The 15,254-nt window shown below is 60.2% G+C and carries 18 protein-coding genes; 1 reads left to right on the top strand and 17 read right to left on the bottom strand.

Going from position 1 to position 15,254, the window contains the following annotated elements:
• Positions 1-9: 9 nt before the first annotated feature.
• The 16 genes from BFP92_RS09555 to BFP92_RS09630 all read right to left on the bottom strand — a co-directional run bounded on the left by BFP92_RS09555 (position 10) and on the right by BFP92_RS09630 (position 13,438).
• Positions 10-570: a DUF1285 domain-containing protein gene (locus tag BFP92_RS09555; protein ID WP_065929312.1), complete on the bottom strand. Its 561-nt coding sequence runs from the start codon at positions 568-570 to the stop codon at positions 10-12.
• 19 nt (positions 571-589) lie between these two features.
• Positions 590-1,195 carry a DUF4823 domain-containing protein gene (locus BFP92_RS09560; protein WP_056861633.1) on the bottom strand — a complete coding sequence of 202 codons (606 nt, stop codon included), beginning with the start codon at positions 1,193-1,195 and terminating at the stop codon, positions 590-592.
• A gap of 209 nt (positions 1,196-1,404) precedes the next feature.
• A complete protein-coding gene (locus BFP92_RS09565) occupies positions 1,405-2,373 on the bottom strand; it encodes a GTP 3',8-cyclase MoaA (protein ID WP_017138359.1) in 969 nt (322 codons plus the stop codon).
• Positions 2,374-2,513: 140 nt separating this feature from the next.
• Entirely contained in the window at positions 2,514-3,182 is a 669-nt protein-coding gene (locus BFP92_RS09570) for a TetR/AcrR family transcriptional regulator (protein WP_017138360.1), read from the bottom strand.
• Positions 3,183-3,628: 446 nt separating this feature from the next.
• Positions 3,629-4,414, bottom strand: a complete 786-nt coding sequence (locus BFP92_RS09575; protein WP_065929313.1) for a TatD family hydrolase — start codon at positions 4,412-4,414, stop codon at positions 3,629-3,631.
• Positions 4,415-4,477: 63 nt separating this feature from the next.
• On the bottom strand, positions 4,478-5,467 hold the full coding sequence (locus tag BFP92_RS09580; RefSeq protein ID WP_065929314.1) for a DNA polymerase III subunit delta': 990 nt from the start codon (positions 5,465-5,467) through the stop codon (positions 4,478-4,480).
• Complete coding sequence (gene tmk / locus BFP92_RS09585) at positions 5,460-6,092, bottom strand: dTMP kinase (protein ID WP_058420777.1); 633 nt, start codon at positions 6,090-6,092, stop codon at positions 5,460-5,462. The genes BFP92_RS09580 and tmk overlap by 8 nt, the downstream gene beginning before the upstream one ends.
• A 19-nt stretch (positions 6,093-6,111) precedes the next feature.
• Complete coding sequence (gene mltG / locus BFP92_RS09590) at positions 6,112-7,248, bottom strand: endolytic transglycosylase MltG (protein ID WP_065929315.1); 1,137 nt, start codon at positions 7,246-7,248, stop codon at positions 6,112-6,114.
• 1 nt (position 7,249) lies between these two features.
• Complete coding sequence (pabC, locus tag BFP92_RS09595) at positions 7,250-8,065, bottom strand: aminodeoxychorismate lyase (RefSeq protein ID WP_065929316.1); 816 nt, start codon at positions 8,063-8,065, stop codon at positions 7,250-7,252.
• On the bottom strand, positions 8,065-9,309 hold the full coding sequence (gene fabF, locus BFP92_RS09600) for a beta-ketoacyl-ACP synthase II (RefSeq protein ID WP_056861643.1): 1,245 nt from the start codon (positions 9,307-9,309) through the stop codon (positions 8,065-8,067). Before fabF ends, pabC begins: the two co-directional genes overlap by 1 nt.
• Before the next feature lie 128 nt (positions 9,310-9,437).
• A complete protein-coding gene (acpP, locus tag BFP92_RS09605; protein WP_016973676.1) occupies positions 9,438-9,674 on the bottom strand; it encodes an acyl carrier protein in 237 nt (78 codons plus the stop codon).
• Between the two features lie 192 nt (positions 9,675-9,866).
• Positions 9,867-10,610 (bottom strand): 3-oxoacyl-ACP reductase FabG, encoded by a 744-nt coding sequence (gene fabG / locus BFP92_RS09610; RefSeq protein ID WP_065929317.1) that lies wholly within the window; start codon positions 10,608-10,610, stop codon positions 9,867-9,869.
• 21 nt (positions 10,611-10,631) lie between these two features.
• Entirely contained in the window at positions 10,632-11,570 is a 939-nt protein-coding gene (gene fabD / locus BFP92_RS09615; RefSeq protein ID WP_065929318.1) for an ACP S-malonyltransferase, read from the bottom strand.
• Between the two features lie 126 nt (positions 11,571-11,696).
• Positions 11,697-12,707, bottom strand: coding sequence for a phosphate acyltransferase PlsX (gene plsX, locus BFP92_RS09620; RefSeq protein ID WP_083221728.1), 1,011 nt, complete (start codon positions 12,705-12,707; stop codon positions 11,697-11,699).
• A 4-nt stretch (positions 12,708-12,711) separates the two neighbouring features.
• The gene (rpmF, locus tag BFP92_RS09625; RefSeq protein WP_008152339.1) at positions 12,712-12,894 is read right to left on the bottom strand and encodes a 50S ribosomal protein L32; all 183 of its coding nucleotides are present in this window, start codon (positions 12,892-12,894) and stop codon (positions 12,712-12,714) included.
• 13 nt (positions 12,895-12,907) lie between these two features.
• Positions 12,908-13,438, bottom strand: coding sequence for a YceD family protein (locus tag BFP92_RS09630; protein ID WP_005790551.1), 531 nt, complete (start codon positions 13,436-13,438; stop codon positions 12,908-12,910).
• 105 nt (positions 13,439-13,543) lie between these two features.
• Between BFP92_RS09630 and BFP92_RS09635 the strand changes: the two genes are divergently transcribed.
• Positions 13,544-14,122, top strand: coding sequence for a Maf family protein (locus tag BFP92_RS09635; protein WP_065929320.1), 579 nt, complete (start codon positions 13,544-13,546; stop codon positions 14,120-14,122).
• A 134-nt stretch (positions 14,123-14,256) separates the two neighbouring features.
• On the opposite strand, the gene BFP92_RS09640 is transcribed toward BFP92_RS09635, so the two are convergent.
• Complete coding sequence (locus BFP92_RS09640) at positions 14,257-15,240, bottom strand: S49 family peptidase (RefSeq protein ID WP_065929321.1); 984 nt, start codon at positions 15,238-15,240, stop codon at positions 14,257-14,259.
• Between the last annotated feature and the right edge of the window lie 14 nt (positions 15,241-15,254).

Genomic DNA, 15,254 nt, shown 5'->3' on the forward strand with positions numbered 1-15,254 from the left:
AAATCGGCCTCAGGGCTCCAGGCCAATACGGAAAAACTCCCCGCCGCTCCATACGCCAAGCCAGTTCTGACCGTTGATCGGACGGCTGACCGCCAACTCGACCAATTGGTAAAACACGTTGCGATGCACCAGGGCTTCAAGGTTGGTGCGCACTCGCAGGTAAGGCGCAGGCTCCTGGGTGATCGGGTCGATCACCACCCGCAAGGGGTGTTCAAGGCCCGCTTCAATGTCTTCGTCAACATTGGTGGTAAAGCGCAGCACCTGGCTTTCGCCCTGCCCCTGGACTTCCAGCGTCAGCGCGACAAACGGCGCATCATCGACGCTGATGCCGACCTTTTCCACGGGAGTGACCAGGAAATACTCATCGCCATCGCGGCGGATGATGTTGGAGAACAGCTTGACCATCGGCTTACGCCCGATCGGCGTGCCCTGGTAAAACCAGGTGCCGTCACGGGCGATGCGCATGTCGATGTTGCCGCAGAAATCCGGGTTCCATAGATGTACCGGCGCCGGCCCCTTGCCCTTGGGCAGTTGGGCCAATAGATCATTGGCCTTGGCGGAATCGGTCATAGGGTTCTCCTCTGGATTTTTATTGATCACCCATCCCCAACAGGCCGCGGGCGTACTGGGCCAGCGGGCGGGCAATCAAGTCTTCTGGCTTGTTGTCGTGGAACGTCAGTAAACCGCCACGACTGCGAATGCGTGCAGTATCAATCAAATATTGAGTGCTGGTCTCGATCAACATGATCTGGATTACGCCGTTGTCCAGGCCGACACGGTCCAACGCTTGCTGATCGGTCCACTCATCGGCATTGCCGATACGGTCATCGGCTGCCGCAAAGCGGCAATACAGCAGGTAGTGAGCGCCCGCCGCACGGGCTTCGGCCATGGCCTGTTCAAGGCCTTCCGGCTTACGGGCGCGGCGCACCATCGGGAAATATTCGACAAAGCCGTTGAAGGCTTCTTCGGCCACCACATTGGGACGCGGATAGGCGCTGCCGGGCGGCACAAAGGCGCCCTGGGCGATAAACACAAAGGAGTCCGGCTGTATGCGCACCGAGGCGGTACGGCGGGTATCACTGTGGTCCAGCAGCCCGGCGTCGCTCATCTGATAGCGGGTGCCTTCGGCCATATCGCTGACGGTCATGCAGCCACTCAGCGCCACTGACGCCAGCAACAAAACCAGACTACGCATCCTAATCCTCCAGAAGCCGGTGACGGAAAACCGGCGAATGGGCACTTAATGCAGAATCCGCGCCATTCAAGAAGGATGCATAACCAAATGTGGGAGCTGGCTTGCCTGCGATGCAGACACCCAGGTACATCAAGTACACCGAGGTGATGCTATCGCAGGCAAGCCAGCGCCCACAAAAAGCCTGCTCCCACATTCGATTGCACGCGGTTTTAGCCGCCGATGATCTTCATGACCGTGGCGCCGCCGGAGAAGGCCACTTCCTGCTTGTCGCCCAAAGCCTTCATCAACAGCCCTTGCAAGGCCGGCAGCGCCTGATGGCGCGGTTGGTCCAGCAGGTCGCCCACATAGTGGCGGTTGCTCGACGACAAACAGCCATGCAACCAGCCGGTCGACGACAAGCGCAGGCGCGAGCAGGTGCGGCAGAACGGCACGCTTTCGTTGGCGATTACGCCAAAGAAGCCTTTGCCCGGCACTTCGTAGCGCACCGCCGTGGCATCAATCGGCGCGTTGGCTTGCAGGTATTCGTGATGCTCGCCGATCAGGCTGAGCAGTTGCTGCAGGCTGACGAACTGCTGCAGGAACGCATTGGAATCCTTGGCCAGGTGGCCCATGCGCATCAGTTCGATAAAGCGCAGCTCATAGCCACGTTCCAGGCAGTAGTCGAGCAACGGCATCACCTGGTCGAGGTTCTGCCCACGCAACGGCACCATATTGACTTTGATCTTGATGCCGGCAGCGCGGGCCTGGTCCATGCCATCGAGCACGGTGGCCAGGTCGCCACCCCGGGCGATGCTGCGGAAGGCGTCAGCATCCAGGGTATCGAGGGACACGTTGATTCGCCGAATACCCGCGTCGACCAACAGTGGCAACTTGCGCGCGAGCAGTTGGCCATTTGTCGTCAGGCTGATGTCACTCAGGCCCATGCCGCCCACAGCCCCCATGAAAGCTTCCAGCTTGGGGCTGACCAACGGTTCGCCGCCGGTGATACGCAAACGCTCGATGCCGGCCGCTTCGATCAGATAGGCAACGCCGCGCGCCATGGCCTCGGCCGAGAGTTCGTCCTGGGCAGCCACCAGCCGCTTGCCGTTTGGCACGCAGTAGGTACACGCGTAATTGCAGGCTGAGGTCAGGCTGATCCGCAAATTGCGAAATCGCCTGCCTTGACGATCAACGATCATGGAACACTCCGGCAGAGGATGGTTCAGGCGCGCTAAAAGCTGACTGAAAAATCAGCTTTTAGCAAGCGTCCTTGCCTGAGTATATTCCTGGGGTACTGCAAGCGGCAGCAAATCATTGCGCCATCACTGTCGGGAATGGCTTAAACAGCGGGAGCGTCGCCGCTCTTAGGCTCAGCGCTCGGCAGTTCAGTGCTGTGCTTGCGCTTGTTGCCCATGCGCACGCCGATGTCCATCAGGAACTGGAAGAAACCTTCCTGATCTTCCAGCACATTGCTCCAGAACGGCGAGTGATACAGCGCAACGGCGCCATGTACCAATGCCCAGGCGGCGCAGTAATGGAAATACGGCGGTACGTCTTCGAGCTTGCCTTCGCTGATGCGACCCTTGATCAGCAGCGTGAGGCGCTCGAAGTTCGAGGCGCGGATCTTGTGCAGCTCCTCGACCATTTCCGGCACTTGATGGCCCTTGACCACCTTTTCTTCCAGGCGGTCGAACAGACGGTAGCGCTGCGGGTCACGCATGCGGAACTCGAAATAGGCGCGTGACAGCGCCTCCTTGTCCTTGTCCACATCAGCCGAATGCAACAGCTCGTTCAAGTCGCGCTCGTAGTCGAGCATCAGGCGCAGGTAGATCTCGGCCTTGGATTTGAAGTGTTTATAGATCGTGCCTTTGCCGATACCCACGGCATCCGCAATCATCTCGACGGTGACGCTGTCTTCACCTTGTTCGAGGAATAACTTGAGTGCAGTGTCGAGAATTTCCTGCTCACGGCGGCGAAACTCACGGACCTTACGGGGTTCTTTGTGCATGAGGAAGAGGTCTGCAGAGGTCGGAATGAGGGAGGGTTACGCAGGGCCACGGATACGTGGCGATACGATTTACCCGATGCGAGGGATTATCCCGACTGAACGGTCGTTGGGCAACGCCTATGTGAACCCAGCGTGCGTTTTAGTTTCAGCGCGCCAACGAATGAGGGGTTATCAGTCAGAAATAATACGCAACAACTGCAGCCGTGCTTGCGCTCAATGAGAACTCAAGCGAAGCGCGCGTATTCCAAATCTGTTTAAAAAACGACCAATCGCGACTGGACTGAATCGGATACTGATCAATACTTGAATTGTCGGCGCGACATCTCCCCCAAGTGACGCGTCGACCTGGGTACCGACGGACTGTGTGCCCTTGTTTTACTCCTAATGGTCTTAACCCGGATTCACCCCCCAGAACCCGGGTTTTTTTTGCCTGCGATTTGACCGCCTCAGCCGGCCACGTGGGCCAGCGGGAACAGACGCTTGAAGTTCTCGGTGGTCTGCTCGGCAAAGCGCTCAAAGGATTCACCGCGCAGCATCGCCAGGTAATCGGCCACATCACGCACGTATTCCGGCAGGTTCGGCTTGCCGCGATGGGGGATCGGCGCCAGGTACGGCGAATCGGTTTCCACCAGCAGGCGGTCGGCCGGCACCTGACGCGCCACGTCGCGCAAGGCGTCGGCGTTGCGGAAGGTGACGATACCTGACAGGGAAATGTAAAAGCCCAGGTCCAGCGCGGCCTTGGCCATGTCCCAGTCTTCGGTGAAGCAATGCAGCACGCCGGCCTGGGGCAAGGCCGCTTCGCGCAATAGCGTCAAGGTGTCAGCGCGGGCGCCTCGGGTGTGGACGATCACCGGTTTGCCGGTCTGCCGGGCGGCTTGCAGGTGCAGGCGGAAGGAGGCTTGCTGCAACTCGGCGGCTTCAGGTTCGTAATGGTAATCCAGGCCGGTTTCGCCAATCGCCACCACGCGTGGGTGATTGAGCTCGCTCAATAGCCAATCCAGAGCCGGCGCTTCACCCGGCTTGAGGTCCAGCGGGTGGATGCCGACCGAACAATCGACATCGGCATAGCGATCAGCCAAGGCTTTGACGTCGGCGGCGTTGTCGGCGCTCACGCCGATGCACAGGAAGTGCCCTACCCCACGCTGGCGGGCCGCTTCCAGGGCGGCATCGAGGGAGCCGCCGTGCTGGGCAAGGTCGAGGCGATCAAGGTGGCAGTGGGAATCTACGAGCATAGGAAAGTACGACTTAATTCATGGGAAGTGTCTGGCCGACGATACACCCGTCGGCCACGAAAATTAACGCCGGCCGAGCAAGCCAACCCATTGCACCAGCAGGGCTTCGAGCAACAGCACGCGGTTGAGGTTGGCTTTGCCGAGGACTTTCTGGCGCTGGGCCAGGATCCAGTCCTGAATGTTCAGCACCTTGTCCTGCGCACTTTTTTGCGCCAGGTACTGCACCACCTTGCGCATATCCGGCAGGCCCAGGCCGTTTTCGTCCTGGGTCAACTGGTAGCGCAGGATCAGGCTCGACCAGTCACAGAACCAGTCGAACAGCAGCAGCAACGGAATATCCTTCCAGGCGCCTTCGGCCAGTTGTGTAGCGGACTGTTCCTGCTTGAGTAGCTTTTTGACGCCATCCACCACCAGTGCGCGTTGTTCACGCACGCCTTGGGCCTGCAGCTTCACCGCCGCCAAGGGTGATCCGGCAGCCAGGGTCAGCAACTCGACCCGCTCGTCGGCAGAACATTCCGGCAGCGCCTGCGCCAGCCATTGCAGGCTCATGGCCTCCCTCGGCAATGGGCAGGCCTGCTGCACGCAACGGCTGCGGATAGTCGGCAGCAAACGGCTGGACTGATGGCTGACCAGCAACAGCACGGTGTCGCCCGACGGCTCTTCCAGACTCTTGAGCAAAGCGTTGGCGGCGTTGATGTTCATCGCCTCCACCGGCTCGATCAGTACTACCTTGCGCCCGCCCATCTGCGCGGTCTGCACCACGAAGCTGACAAGATCACGTACCTGGTCGACCTTGATCGCCTTGTCGGCCTCTTCAGGTTCGAGCAGGTAGTTATCGGGGTGGCTGCCTGCCTTGAGCAGCAGGCAGGATTTGCACTCCCCGCACGCTTGCAGGTTGACCGGTTGCTTGCACAGCAGGCTGGCCATCAGGCGCTCGGCCAGGGCGCGCTTGCCGATGCCGATGGGGCCGTGCAGCAAATAGGCGTGGGCATGCTGGGCGCGCCCGGCCAATTGCTGCCAGAGGCTGTCCTGCCACGGGTAGGCCTCAGCCACGGGCGCGCTCCAGAAGTTCAGGCAGCAGAGCATCGATGGCCTGCTGTACCTGCGCCAGTGGCTGGGCTGCGTCCAGTAAGGAGTAACGCGCAGGCTCAGCTTTGGCGCGCTGCAGGAACGCGCTACGGACCGCATTGAAGAATGTTGAACCTTCCAGCTCGAACCGATCCAGGCGGCCACGGGCACTGGCGCGAGCCATGCCGACTTCGATCGGCAGGTCGAACAGCAGGGTCAGGTCGGGGCGCAAGTCGCCCTGGACGAAAGCCTCCAGACTGGCGATGCGCTCAAGGGACAAGCCGCGCCCGCCGCCCTGGTAAGCATAAGTGGAATCGGTAAAACGGTCGCAAATCACCACAGCACCCCGTGCCAGGGCCGGGCGAATCACTTCGGCCAAATGCTGGGCGCGGGCGGCAAACACCAACAGCAGCTCAGTGTCCGGGTTCATCTGTTCTTCACCTGGTGCCAGCAACACTTCACGAATACGCTCGGCCAGCGGCGTACCGCCGGGCTCACGGGTCAGCAGCACCTCGATGCCTTCAGCGCGCAAACGCTCGGCCAGGTAATCGCGGTTGGTGCTTTTGCCGGCGCCTTCCGGGCCTTCCAGGGTAATAAACAAGCCAGTCACAGGCAGTCCTTAGTCAGAGTCATTGCGGGCTTTGCGGCGCAGCGGCGTCCGGCGCAGGCTCGGCGGGTTTTTCAACCGGCGCGGCATCGGTCGGTGGCGTCGCATCTTCCGGCGGTTTTACCGCCGGTGCCGGGCTGGAGCGATAATCGGCACGGCGCTTGAGTTGGAACTCACGCACGGCGGCATTATGCGCATCCAGGTCATCGGAGAAAATATGGCTGCCATCGCCTCGGGCTACGAAGTACAGGCTACTGCCGGCCACCGGGTTCAACGCCGCATGGATCGCCTCGCGGCCGACCATGGCGATTGGCGTCGGCGGCAGGCCGGCAATCATGTAGGTGTTATAGGGATTGGCTTCCTTGAGGTGCGCGCGGGTCAGCTTGCCGGTGTAGCGCTCGCCCAGGCCGTAGATCACCGTCGGGTCGGTCTGGAGCAGCATGCCGATTTTCAAGCGACGCACGAACACTCCGGCGATCTGCCCGCGCTCTTGCGGCACACCGGTTTCCTTTTCTACCAGGGAGGCCATGATCAGCGCCTGGTAAGGGTCGGTGTACGGCGCATCGGCGGCGCGCTGGCTCCATTCCTGGGCCAGTACCTCGTCCAGGCGGTTGTAGGCTTTTTTCAGGAATTCGACATCGGTCATGCCGCGCACGAAGCGATAGGTGTCAGGAAAGAACCGCCCTTCGGGAAATACGCCAGGGTGGCCGAGCTTATCCATCACTTCGCTGTCGCTCAGGCCCGACAGGGTCTGCACGATCTTTTCGTGTTTGGCCAACGCTGAACGCACCTGGCGAAAGTTCCAGCCTTCCACCAATGTCAGGCTGTATTGCACCACTTCGCCGCGTTGCCACAGGCCGATCAGGCCTTCGGCCGTCAGGCCTGGGGTCATGCGGTATTCGCCGCTGTGCAGCGGCTGGCCGTCGAGGTTGAAGCGCCAGTAGAGGCGCAACCAGAAGGCACCCTCCAGCACGCCTTCGGTTTCAAGGCGATTGAAGGTGCCCGTCGGGGTCGCCCCGGCGGGAACATCGAGCAATTGTTCCTGGGTCAGATTCAGGGGCTGCTTCAGCGCAGAGTCGAGCTTCCAGGCCGAAAAGCCCAGTAGCAAGCCTGCCGAGACCAGGCCGATCTGCAGCAGTAAAACCAGTTTTCGTATCAACTCAAATTTCCAATAGCGCGCGAACAATGCCCTGCAGTTTACGGGTGAGCGGCCCAACCGACCAGCTCATCCCGGCGCAACCACGTACGGGCCAAATGCCATAAACGCTGTTGCACACGAAAACTTCATCGGCCTGTTGCAACTGGTCCATGCTGATGTCGGCCACGGCCACCGGGATGCCCAGGGTTTGCGCCTGGGCCAGAATCTCAGCTCGCATGACGCCGGCAACCCCGCAACGATTCAGATCAGCGGTTAGTAACAAGCCATTGCGCACCACGAACAGGTTGCTGAACACGCCTTCGATGACTCGACCGGACCTGTCCAGCATCAAGCCCTCGGCATGTTCGGCATCCTGCCATTCGGCGCGGGCGATCACTTGTTCAAGACGATTCAGGTGCTTGAGGCCCGCCAGCAACGGCTGCTCGGCCAAGCGAGTGGCGCACGCAAACAGGCGGATGCCATCGGTTGCATGGGCCAGAGGATAAGCAGCGGGCGGATTGCCCTGCAAGATACGGCGCACGGGGACGCCAGGGTTGATGCCATAACCGCGCAGGCTGTCGCCACGGGTGAGGATCAATTTGAGTACGCCATTGCCCATGGCCGCGGCGTAAGCCAGCACTTCGCTGCGGATCAGGGTTTGATCCGCACTCAAGGCGAGGCGCCTGCACCCCTCTTCAAGGCGTTGCAGGTGACGGTCGAGCAGCACCGGCTGCCCGGCCTTGACGGCGATGGTCTCAAACAGGCCATCGCCGTACGCCAGGCCACGGTCTTTCAGGGGCACGCTGTCCGCTGGCTGACCGTCGACCCAGCTGTGCATCACTCGGCGAACCGGCGGAACACCAGGGAACCGTTGGTGCCACCGAAACCGAACGAGTTGGAGATCACCACGTCGATCGGCATCGGTTGCGCTTCGTGAGGCACGAAGTTGAGGTCGCAGCCCTCGTCCGGCTCATCAAGGTTGATGGTCGGCGGAGCGACCTGATCCTTGATGGCCATGACGCTGAAGATCGCCTCGACCGCGCCCGCCGCACCCAACAGGTGGCCGGTCATGGACTTGGTGGAACTGACCGCCAGCTTGTAGGCGTGCTCACCGAACACCGACTTGATGGCTTCGGCTTCCGCCAGGTCGCCCGTCGGGGTCGATGTGCCGTGTGCATTGATGTACTGCACCTGGTTGGCGTTGACCTTCGCATCGCGCAAGGCGTTGGTGATGCAACGTGCAGCACCGGCACCGTCGGACGGCGGCGAGGTCATGTGGTAGGCGTCGCCGCTCATGCCGAAGCCGATCAGCTCGGCGTAGATAGTGGCACCGCGCGCCTTGGCGTGCTCCAGCTCTTCGAGTACCAGCGCACCGGCACCGTCAGCCAGTACAAAGCCATCACGGCCCTTGTCCCACGGACGGCTGGCGCGAGTCGGCTCGTCATTGCGCGTCGACAGCGCACGGGACGCGCCGAAGCCGCCCATGCCGAGGCCGCAGGCGGCCATTTCGGCGCCACCGGCGATCATCACGTCGGCTTCGTCATAGGCGATATTACGCGCCGCCATGCCGATGCAGTGCGTGCCGGTGGTGCACGCCGTGGCAATGGCGTAGTTGGGGCCCTGTGCGCCCAGATGGATCGACAGGAAACCGGAAATCATATTGATGATCGAGCCCGGCACGAAGAACGGCGAAATTCGACGGGGGCCGGAATCGTGCAGCGTGCGGCTGGTTTCTTCGATATTGGTCAAACCGCCAATACCCGAACCCATGGCCACGCCGATGCGCTCACGGTTGGCGTCGGTGACTTCCAGGCCGGCATTACGCACCGCCTGAAAACCGGCTGCCAGGCCGTATTGAATGAACAGGTCGAGCTTGCGGGATTCTTTGACCGAGAGATATTCCTCGACATTGAAGCCCTTTACCGAGCCGCCAAAACGGGTGGAATAGGCAGAAAGGTCCGTGTGTTCGATCAGACCAATACCACTGTGGCCAGCCAGAATGCCCTGCCAACTGCTCGGCACATCTGTACCCAGTGGCGACAACATACCCATACCGGTGACTACGACGCGTCTACGCGACACAGCACTCTCCTTTTTCTAATGACGACACTTTGCTTCGCAGCTTATTTTTCATCACCGCTTAAAGAAAAAACCGCACGCCGTTACAGCAGTGCGGTTTTTCCCTGACAGCAAGCGACGACTACAAACTATTACGCCTGGTGGGCAGTAACGTAGTCGATAGCAGCTTGAACAGTAGTGATTTTTTCAGCTTCTTCGTCCGGGATTTCGGTCTCGAATTCCTCTTCCAGAGCCATCACCAGCTCAACGGTGTCAAGGGAATCGGCACCCAGGTCTTCAACGAAGGAAGCGGAGTTGGTCACTTCTTCTTCTTTAACGCCCAGTTGCTCGGCAACGATTTTCTTGACGCGCTCTTCGATGGTGCTCATACCTTGTTTAACTCCTAATGGACAAATTCAGGCAGCTGGCCAGTGGGTAAGTGTATAGAAAGCCTTTTCAGCTTTTCAACTGAAAGCTTCACCCTCGTACCCGACCGGCCACCTGCCTATAAATTAAGTTGCAGCTTTATAACGGATTTTAGACAGCTCGTATGACATTTTTTTGAAGCGATCCGTCACAATTTAACTCATGTACATCCCGCCGTTCACCGGGATTGTAGCCCCAGTCACGTATGCCGCACCGTCGGATGCCAGGAAAGTGACCACATTTGCGATCTCTTGAGCCTGGCCCAGACGGCCCAGCGGAATCTGGGTCAGCAACGCTTCACGCTGTGCTTCCGGCAGTTCGCGGGTCATATCGGTGTCGATGAACCCTGGGGCCACCGAGTTGACCGTAATCGAACGCGAACCGACTTCACGGGCCAATGCACGGCTGAAACCTTCCAGACCGGCCTTGGCCGCTGCATAGTTTACTTGGCCTGCGTTGCCCATGGCACCCACTACGGAGCCAATATTGATAATTCGGCCCCAACGCGCCTTGGTCATGCCGCGCAAAACACCCTTGGACAGGCGAAACAGACTGTTCAAGTTGGTATCGACCACGTCGTACCACTCGTCGTCTTTCATGCGCATCATCAGGTTGTCACGGGTGATACCGGCGTTGTTCACCAGAATAGCCGGTGCGCCGAACTGTGCAGTGATCTCGGCCAGCACAGCAGCAACAGACGCGTCGCTGGTCACATTCAGCTCAAGACCGGTGCCTTGCACGCCGTTTTCCTTCAAGGTCGCGGCAATACGCTCAGCGCCCGAAGCGGAAGTGGCGGTGCCGATCACAACGGCGCCTTGACGGCCCAGTTCCAGGGCGATCGCCTGGCCAATGCCACGGCTTGCGCCAGTAACCAGTGCAACTTTACCTTGCAGACTCATGCAGGCTTCTCCTAAAGGGGTTCAGGCCAGTGCCGCGCGCGCGGCAGCGAAGGCATCCGGGGTATTGAGGTTGGCAGTCGACACGCCATCGGCGCAACGCTTGCTCAGGCCGGCCAGGACTTTGCCCGGGCCGCACTCGACCAACTCAGTGGCACCATTGGCAGCCAGGGTCTGTACCGACTCAACCCAGCGTACCGGCTTGTAGAGCTGCTCCAGCAGGTCGCGCTTGAGGGTGTCGAGGTCGGCGGCAACAGCCGCGCTGACGTTCTGCACCAGCGGAATCTGCGGCGCCTGCCAATTGATGGCGGCAATGGACTCGGCAAAGCGCTCGGCAGCCGGGCGCATCAGCTCGCAGTGCGACGGCACGCTCACCGGCAACGGCAAGGCGCGCTTGGCACCACGGGCCTTGCAGCCCTCAATGGCGCGCTCGACAGCGGCCTTGGCGCCGGCGATGACCACCTGGCCAGGGGAGTTGAAGTTCACTGCGCTGACCACTTCGCCCTGGGCCGCTTCGGCGCAGGCTTCGATCACCACAGCGTCGTCCAGACCGAGGATAGCGGCCATGCCGCCCTGCCCGGCTGGAACAGCTTCTTGCATCAACTGACCACGGCGCTCGACCAGCTTGACCGCTTCAGCGAGGGTCAGGCTGCCGGCGGCCACCAAGGCGCTGTACTCGCCCAGGCTGTGACCGGCCACGTAAGCCGGGCGTGCACCGCCTTCGGCCAACCACAAGCGCCACAGGGCGATCGAGGCGGTCAGGATCGCCGGCTGGGTTTTATCGGTTTGATTGAGTTGCTCTTCCGGCCCTTGCTGGGTCAGTGCCCACAGGTCATAACCCAGGGCATCGGAAGCTTCCTTGAAGGTTTCCAGGATCAGCGGATGGTGCGCGCCCAGCTCGGCCAACATGCCGAGGGACTGCGAACCCTGCCCTGGAAAGACGAATGCGAGGGATGTAGACATGTAACAAGCCCCTAATGATCTGGTCGTCAAAAATGCCCGCACCGACGGTGGGCGCGAACGAAACTGACAGATTGGATGGTCAATTGAACTGGCCGGTCACATTTAAGCACTCCCGGGCCGATTCGCCTAAGGCAACAGATCCTCAAGACGCCCGTGCAAACGTTGCGGCAGGTTTTCCTGGATCTCGATCAACGCTCGCGCAATCGCACTTTGAAAGCCCTGCACACCGGCCGAGCCGTGGCTTTTTACCACAATGCCCTGCAGCCCCAGAAAACTCGCGCCATTATGCCGTGCCGGCGCAAGGTCGGCCTGCAGGCGGCGCATCAAGGGTAACGCCAGCGCGCCGACCATGCGTGAGGCCAGGTTGTGCTTGAACAAGGCTTCGATACGCGTGGCGATCATGGTCGCCAGGCCTTCGCTGGACTTGAGCAGGATATTGCCGACAAACCCGTCGCACACCACCACATCCGCCTCGCCGCGGTACAAGCCGTCACCTTCGACAAAACCGATGTAGTTCAAGCCCCGCGCACCTTGCAACAAGGCGGCAGCCAGCTTGACCTGCTGATTGCCCTTGATGTCCTCGGTGCCGATATTGAGCAACGCCACGCGCGGCCGGGCCACACCCAACGCCTCAGCGGCCACCGAGCCCATCACGGCGAACTGGAGCAGGTGTTCGGCACTGCAATCGACGTTTGCACCCAGGTCCAGCAGTTGGCAATAGCCTTTCTGCGTCGGAATCGCCGCAACCATGGCCGGCCGATCAATACCCGGCAACGTCTTGAGCACATGACGCGACAACGCCATCAACGCCCCGGTATTGCCGGCACTGACACAGGCTTGCACCTTGCCATCACGCAACAACTCAAGGGCTACCCGCATTGAAGAGTCGGGCTTGCCACGCAAGGCTGCCGCGGGCTTCTCATCCATGCCGATGGTTTCGCTGGCCGCAGTAACGGTCAGGCGCGCGCGATCCACCGCCGGATGGCCGGCAATCAGTTCTTCAAGTAGGGAATGTTGACCGACGAGGGTCAGGTGCAGCGAGGGCGTAGCAGACAGGCTGGCAACGCAAGCCTGAACAATGCTGCGGGGACCGAAGTCCCCGCCCATTGCGTCAATCGCGATGACTTGAGCAGACAAGTGATTACTCGTCAGCGCCCTTGTCGATCACTTTACGGCCACGGTATACGCCTTCTGGCGATACGTGGTGACGCAGGTGAATTTCACCGGTGGTTTTTTCTACGGACAGAGTGCTTGCCGTCAGGGCATCGTGCGAACGACGCATGTCACGGGCAGAGCGGGATTTTTTGTTCTGCTGAACAGCCATAATTGATTAACTCCTAAACGTTTGGGTCACGCTTTAACTGCGCCAATACACTGAACGGGTTGGACCGCGTTACCTCGTCCTCGCTCGGCTCGGCCTCGTCATCAAGGCCCTCCGGCTGCTGGCATTCTTCCGGATGATGAGCAGGCACAATGGGCAAGGCGAGCAAAAGCTCCTCCTCGATCAGTGCATGCAGATCCAATGGATCTTCGCCCAGTTCCAGCACGTCATAACCTTTCGGCAACGACTGGGTATTCGCACCCTCTTTCACCACAGCATAACTGCATTCGCTGTGGATCGGCAGGGTGACCAGCTCAAGACAACGCTGGCAAACCATTTTGACTTCGGTGTCGATAAAGCTGTGGATTACCACAGACTTACGTTCATCTCGTTCAAAAACGAATTTAGCCTGCACCGTACCGACAGTGTCGGAAAGCGGGTCGCAGAGTCTCTCCAAATCGGCCAGCAGCACTTCACCTTGAAGGGTGGTGCCACGATCAGCCAATTTGCGCGGGTCAACGTGAGGTGGAATCGGGTCATTCAACATAGGCGCAGCATTATAGGGATGCACCCAGCCATGTCAAAGGAAATTCAGCCCTGTGCGTCAGCTGGTCGCCCCGCTAGAATCGGCGGCTGCCTCGAGGAGACACCCATGCTGCCTTTATTACTCGCTTCCAGCTCGGTTTATCGCCGGGAATTGCTGGCCCGCCTGCACCTACCGTTCATCTGCAGCTCGCCGGATATCGACGAAAGCCATCGCGCAAATGAGTCGGCCATTGAGCTGGTCAAGCGCCTGGCGCAAGAGAAAGCCCGCGCCCTCGCCGCCCGTCACCCAGGGCATTTGATTATCGGCTCCGATCAGGTGGCCGCACTCGATGGCCGCATTATCGGCAAACCCCACACCTTTGAAAACGCCCGCGAGCAATTACTGGCCGCCAGCGGCAAACGCGTGAGCTTTTTGACCGGCCTGGCGCTGCTCAACAGTGAGACGGGCCACTGCCAGGTAGACTGCGTGCCATTTACCGTGCAGATGCGCGAACTGAGTGTGGAGCGCATCGAGCGTTATTTGCGCGCGGAACAGCCTTATGACTGCGCAGGCAGCTTCAAGGCCGAAGGGCTGGGTGTGAGCCTGTTCCAGAGCACCGAAGGGCCGGATGCGACCAGCCTGGTCGGCCTGCCGCTGATTCGACTGGTGGACATGCTGCTGGCTGAAGGCGTGCAAATCCCCTAGGCCCTACCGCAAAACCAAATGTGGGAGCGGGCTTGCTCGCGAAAGCGGAGTGTCAGCCAACATATCTGTCACTGACCCACCGTATTCGCGAGCAAGCCCGCTCCCACATTTCGACCTACATCAGGGCCGATATTTCAGCGCAGCGTCGGACCCTGGAAGCCCATGTAGTAGGCCAGCTTCTCCGCCACGCTGGCACCCAGCTTCTTGGAGAAGCGATCAAACGGCGATTCCTGAACAGTGAAGTCCACCAGTTCCTTCTCGCCAATCACATCGCGCGCCACCGAACTGGCACTGCCCAGGCCGTCGATCAAACCCAACGGCAATGCCTGCTCACCGGACCACACCAGGCCGGAGAACAGCTCAGGATGGTCCTTGTCCTTCAGACGATCGCCACGCCCCTGTTTAACACTGGCAATGAACTGACGATGGGTGGTGTCGAGCACGCCCTGCCAGAACTGGGTTTCATCGGCCTTTTGTGGCTGGAACGGATCGAGGAACGACTTGTGCTCACCCGAGGTGTAGGTGCGACGCTCCACCCCCAACTTCTCCATGGTACCGACAAAGCCGTAACCGGCCGCTGTCACACCAATGGAGCCGACCAGGCTGGCCTTGTCGGCATAGATCTGGTCAGCGGCGCTGGCGATGTAATAGGCCCCCGAGGCGCCCAGGTCGGAAATCACCGCATACAGCTTGATGTCAGGGTGCAGGCCGCGCAGGCGACGAATCTCGTCATACACGTAGCCCGACTGCACAGGGCTGCCACCTGGGCTGTTGATGCGCAGGATCACGCCCTTGACCTTGGGGTCCTCGAACGCCGCACGCAGGCCGCCGACGATATTATCGGCGCTGGCGGACTCCTTATCGGCAATCACCCCGTTCACGTCGATAAAGGCGGTGTAGTTGTTGCTACGGGTGGCGCTTTTTTCCATGTCCATCAACGGGCTGAACAACGCCAGCATGGCGATAAGCCAGATAAACGTCAGCAACTTGAAGAAAATCCCCCAGCGACGCGCTCGGCGTTGCTCCTGGACACTGGCCAGCAGGGTCTTCTCCAACAGCTTCCAGCTTTTATCATCACCGCTTTCGGCCTTTTCGGGCGCTTTCCACTCGTCACTCATGCCATTAACCCCAG

Origin of the sequence: Pseudomonas sp. 58 R 3 (assembly GCF_900006605.1) — a bacterium.
GTDB lineage: Bacteria > Pseudomonadota > Gammaproteobacteria > Pseudomonadales > Pseudomonadaceae > Aquipseudomonas > Aquipseudomonas salomonii.

Excerpts from the sequence above, each read along its gene's own strand:
- BFP92_RS09555 (WP_065929312.1), bottom strand. The coding sequence starts at position 570 with ATGACCGATTCCGCCAAGGCCAATGATCTATTGGCCCAACTGCCCAAG.
- BFP92_RS09560 (WP_056861633.1), bottom strand. The coding sequence starts at position 1,195 with ATGCGTAGTCTGGTTTTGTTGCTGGCGTCAGTGGCGCTGAGTGGCTGC.
- BFP92_RS09565 (WP_017138359.1), bottom strand. The coding sequence starts at position 2,373 with ATGATCGTTGATCGTCAAGGCAGGCGATTTCGCAATTTGCGGATCAGC.
- BFP92_RS09570 (WP_017138360.1), bottom strand. The coding sequence starts at position 3,182 with ATGCACAAAGAACCCCGTAAGGTCCGTGAGTTTCGCCGCCGTGAGCAG.
- BFP92_RS09575 (WP_065929313.1), bottom strand. The coding sequence starts at position 4,414 with ATGCTCGTAGATTCCCACTGCCACCTTGATCGCCTCGACCTTGCCCAG.
- pabC (WP_065929316.1), bottom strand. The coding sequence starts at position 8,065 with ATGCACAGCTGGGTCGACGGTCAGCCAGCGGACAGCGTGCCCCTGAAA.
- acpP (WP_016973676.1), bottom strand. The coding sequence starts at position 9,674 with ATGAGCACCATCGAAGAGCGCGTCAAGAAAATCGTTGCCGAGCAACTG.
- fabG (WP_065929317.1), bottom strand. The coding sequence starts at position 10,610 with ATGAGTCTGCAAGGTAAAGTTGCACTGGTTACTGGCGCAAGCCGTGGC.
- fabD (WP_065929318.1), bottom strand. The coding sequence starts at position 11,570 with ATGTCTACATCCCTCGCATTCGTCTTTCCAGGGCAGGGTTCGCAGTCC.
- rpmF (WP_008152339.1), bottom strand. The coding sequence starts at position 12,894 with ATGGCTGTTCAGCAGAACAAAAAATCCCGCTCTGCCCGTGACATGCGT.
- BFP92_RS09630 (WP_005790551.1), bottom strand. The coding sequence starts at position 13,438 with ATGTTGAATGACCCGATTCCACCTCACGTTGACCCGCGCAAATTGGCT.
- BFP92_RS09635 (WP_065929320.1), top strand. The coding sequence starts at position 13,544 with ATGCTGCCTTTATTACTCGCTTCCAGCTCGGTTTATCGCCGGGAATTG.
- BFP92_RS09640 (WP_065929321.1), bottom strand. The coding sequence starts at position 15,240 with ATGAGTGACGAGTGGAAAGCGCCCGAAAAGGCCGAAAGCGGTGATGAT.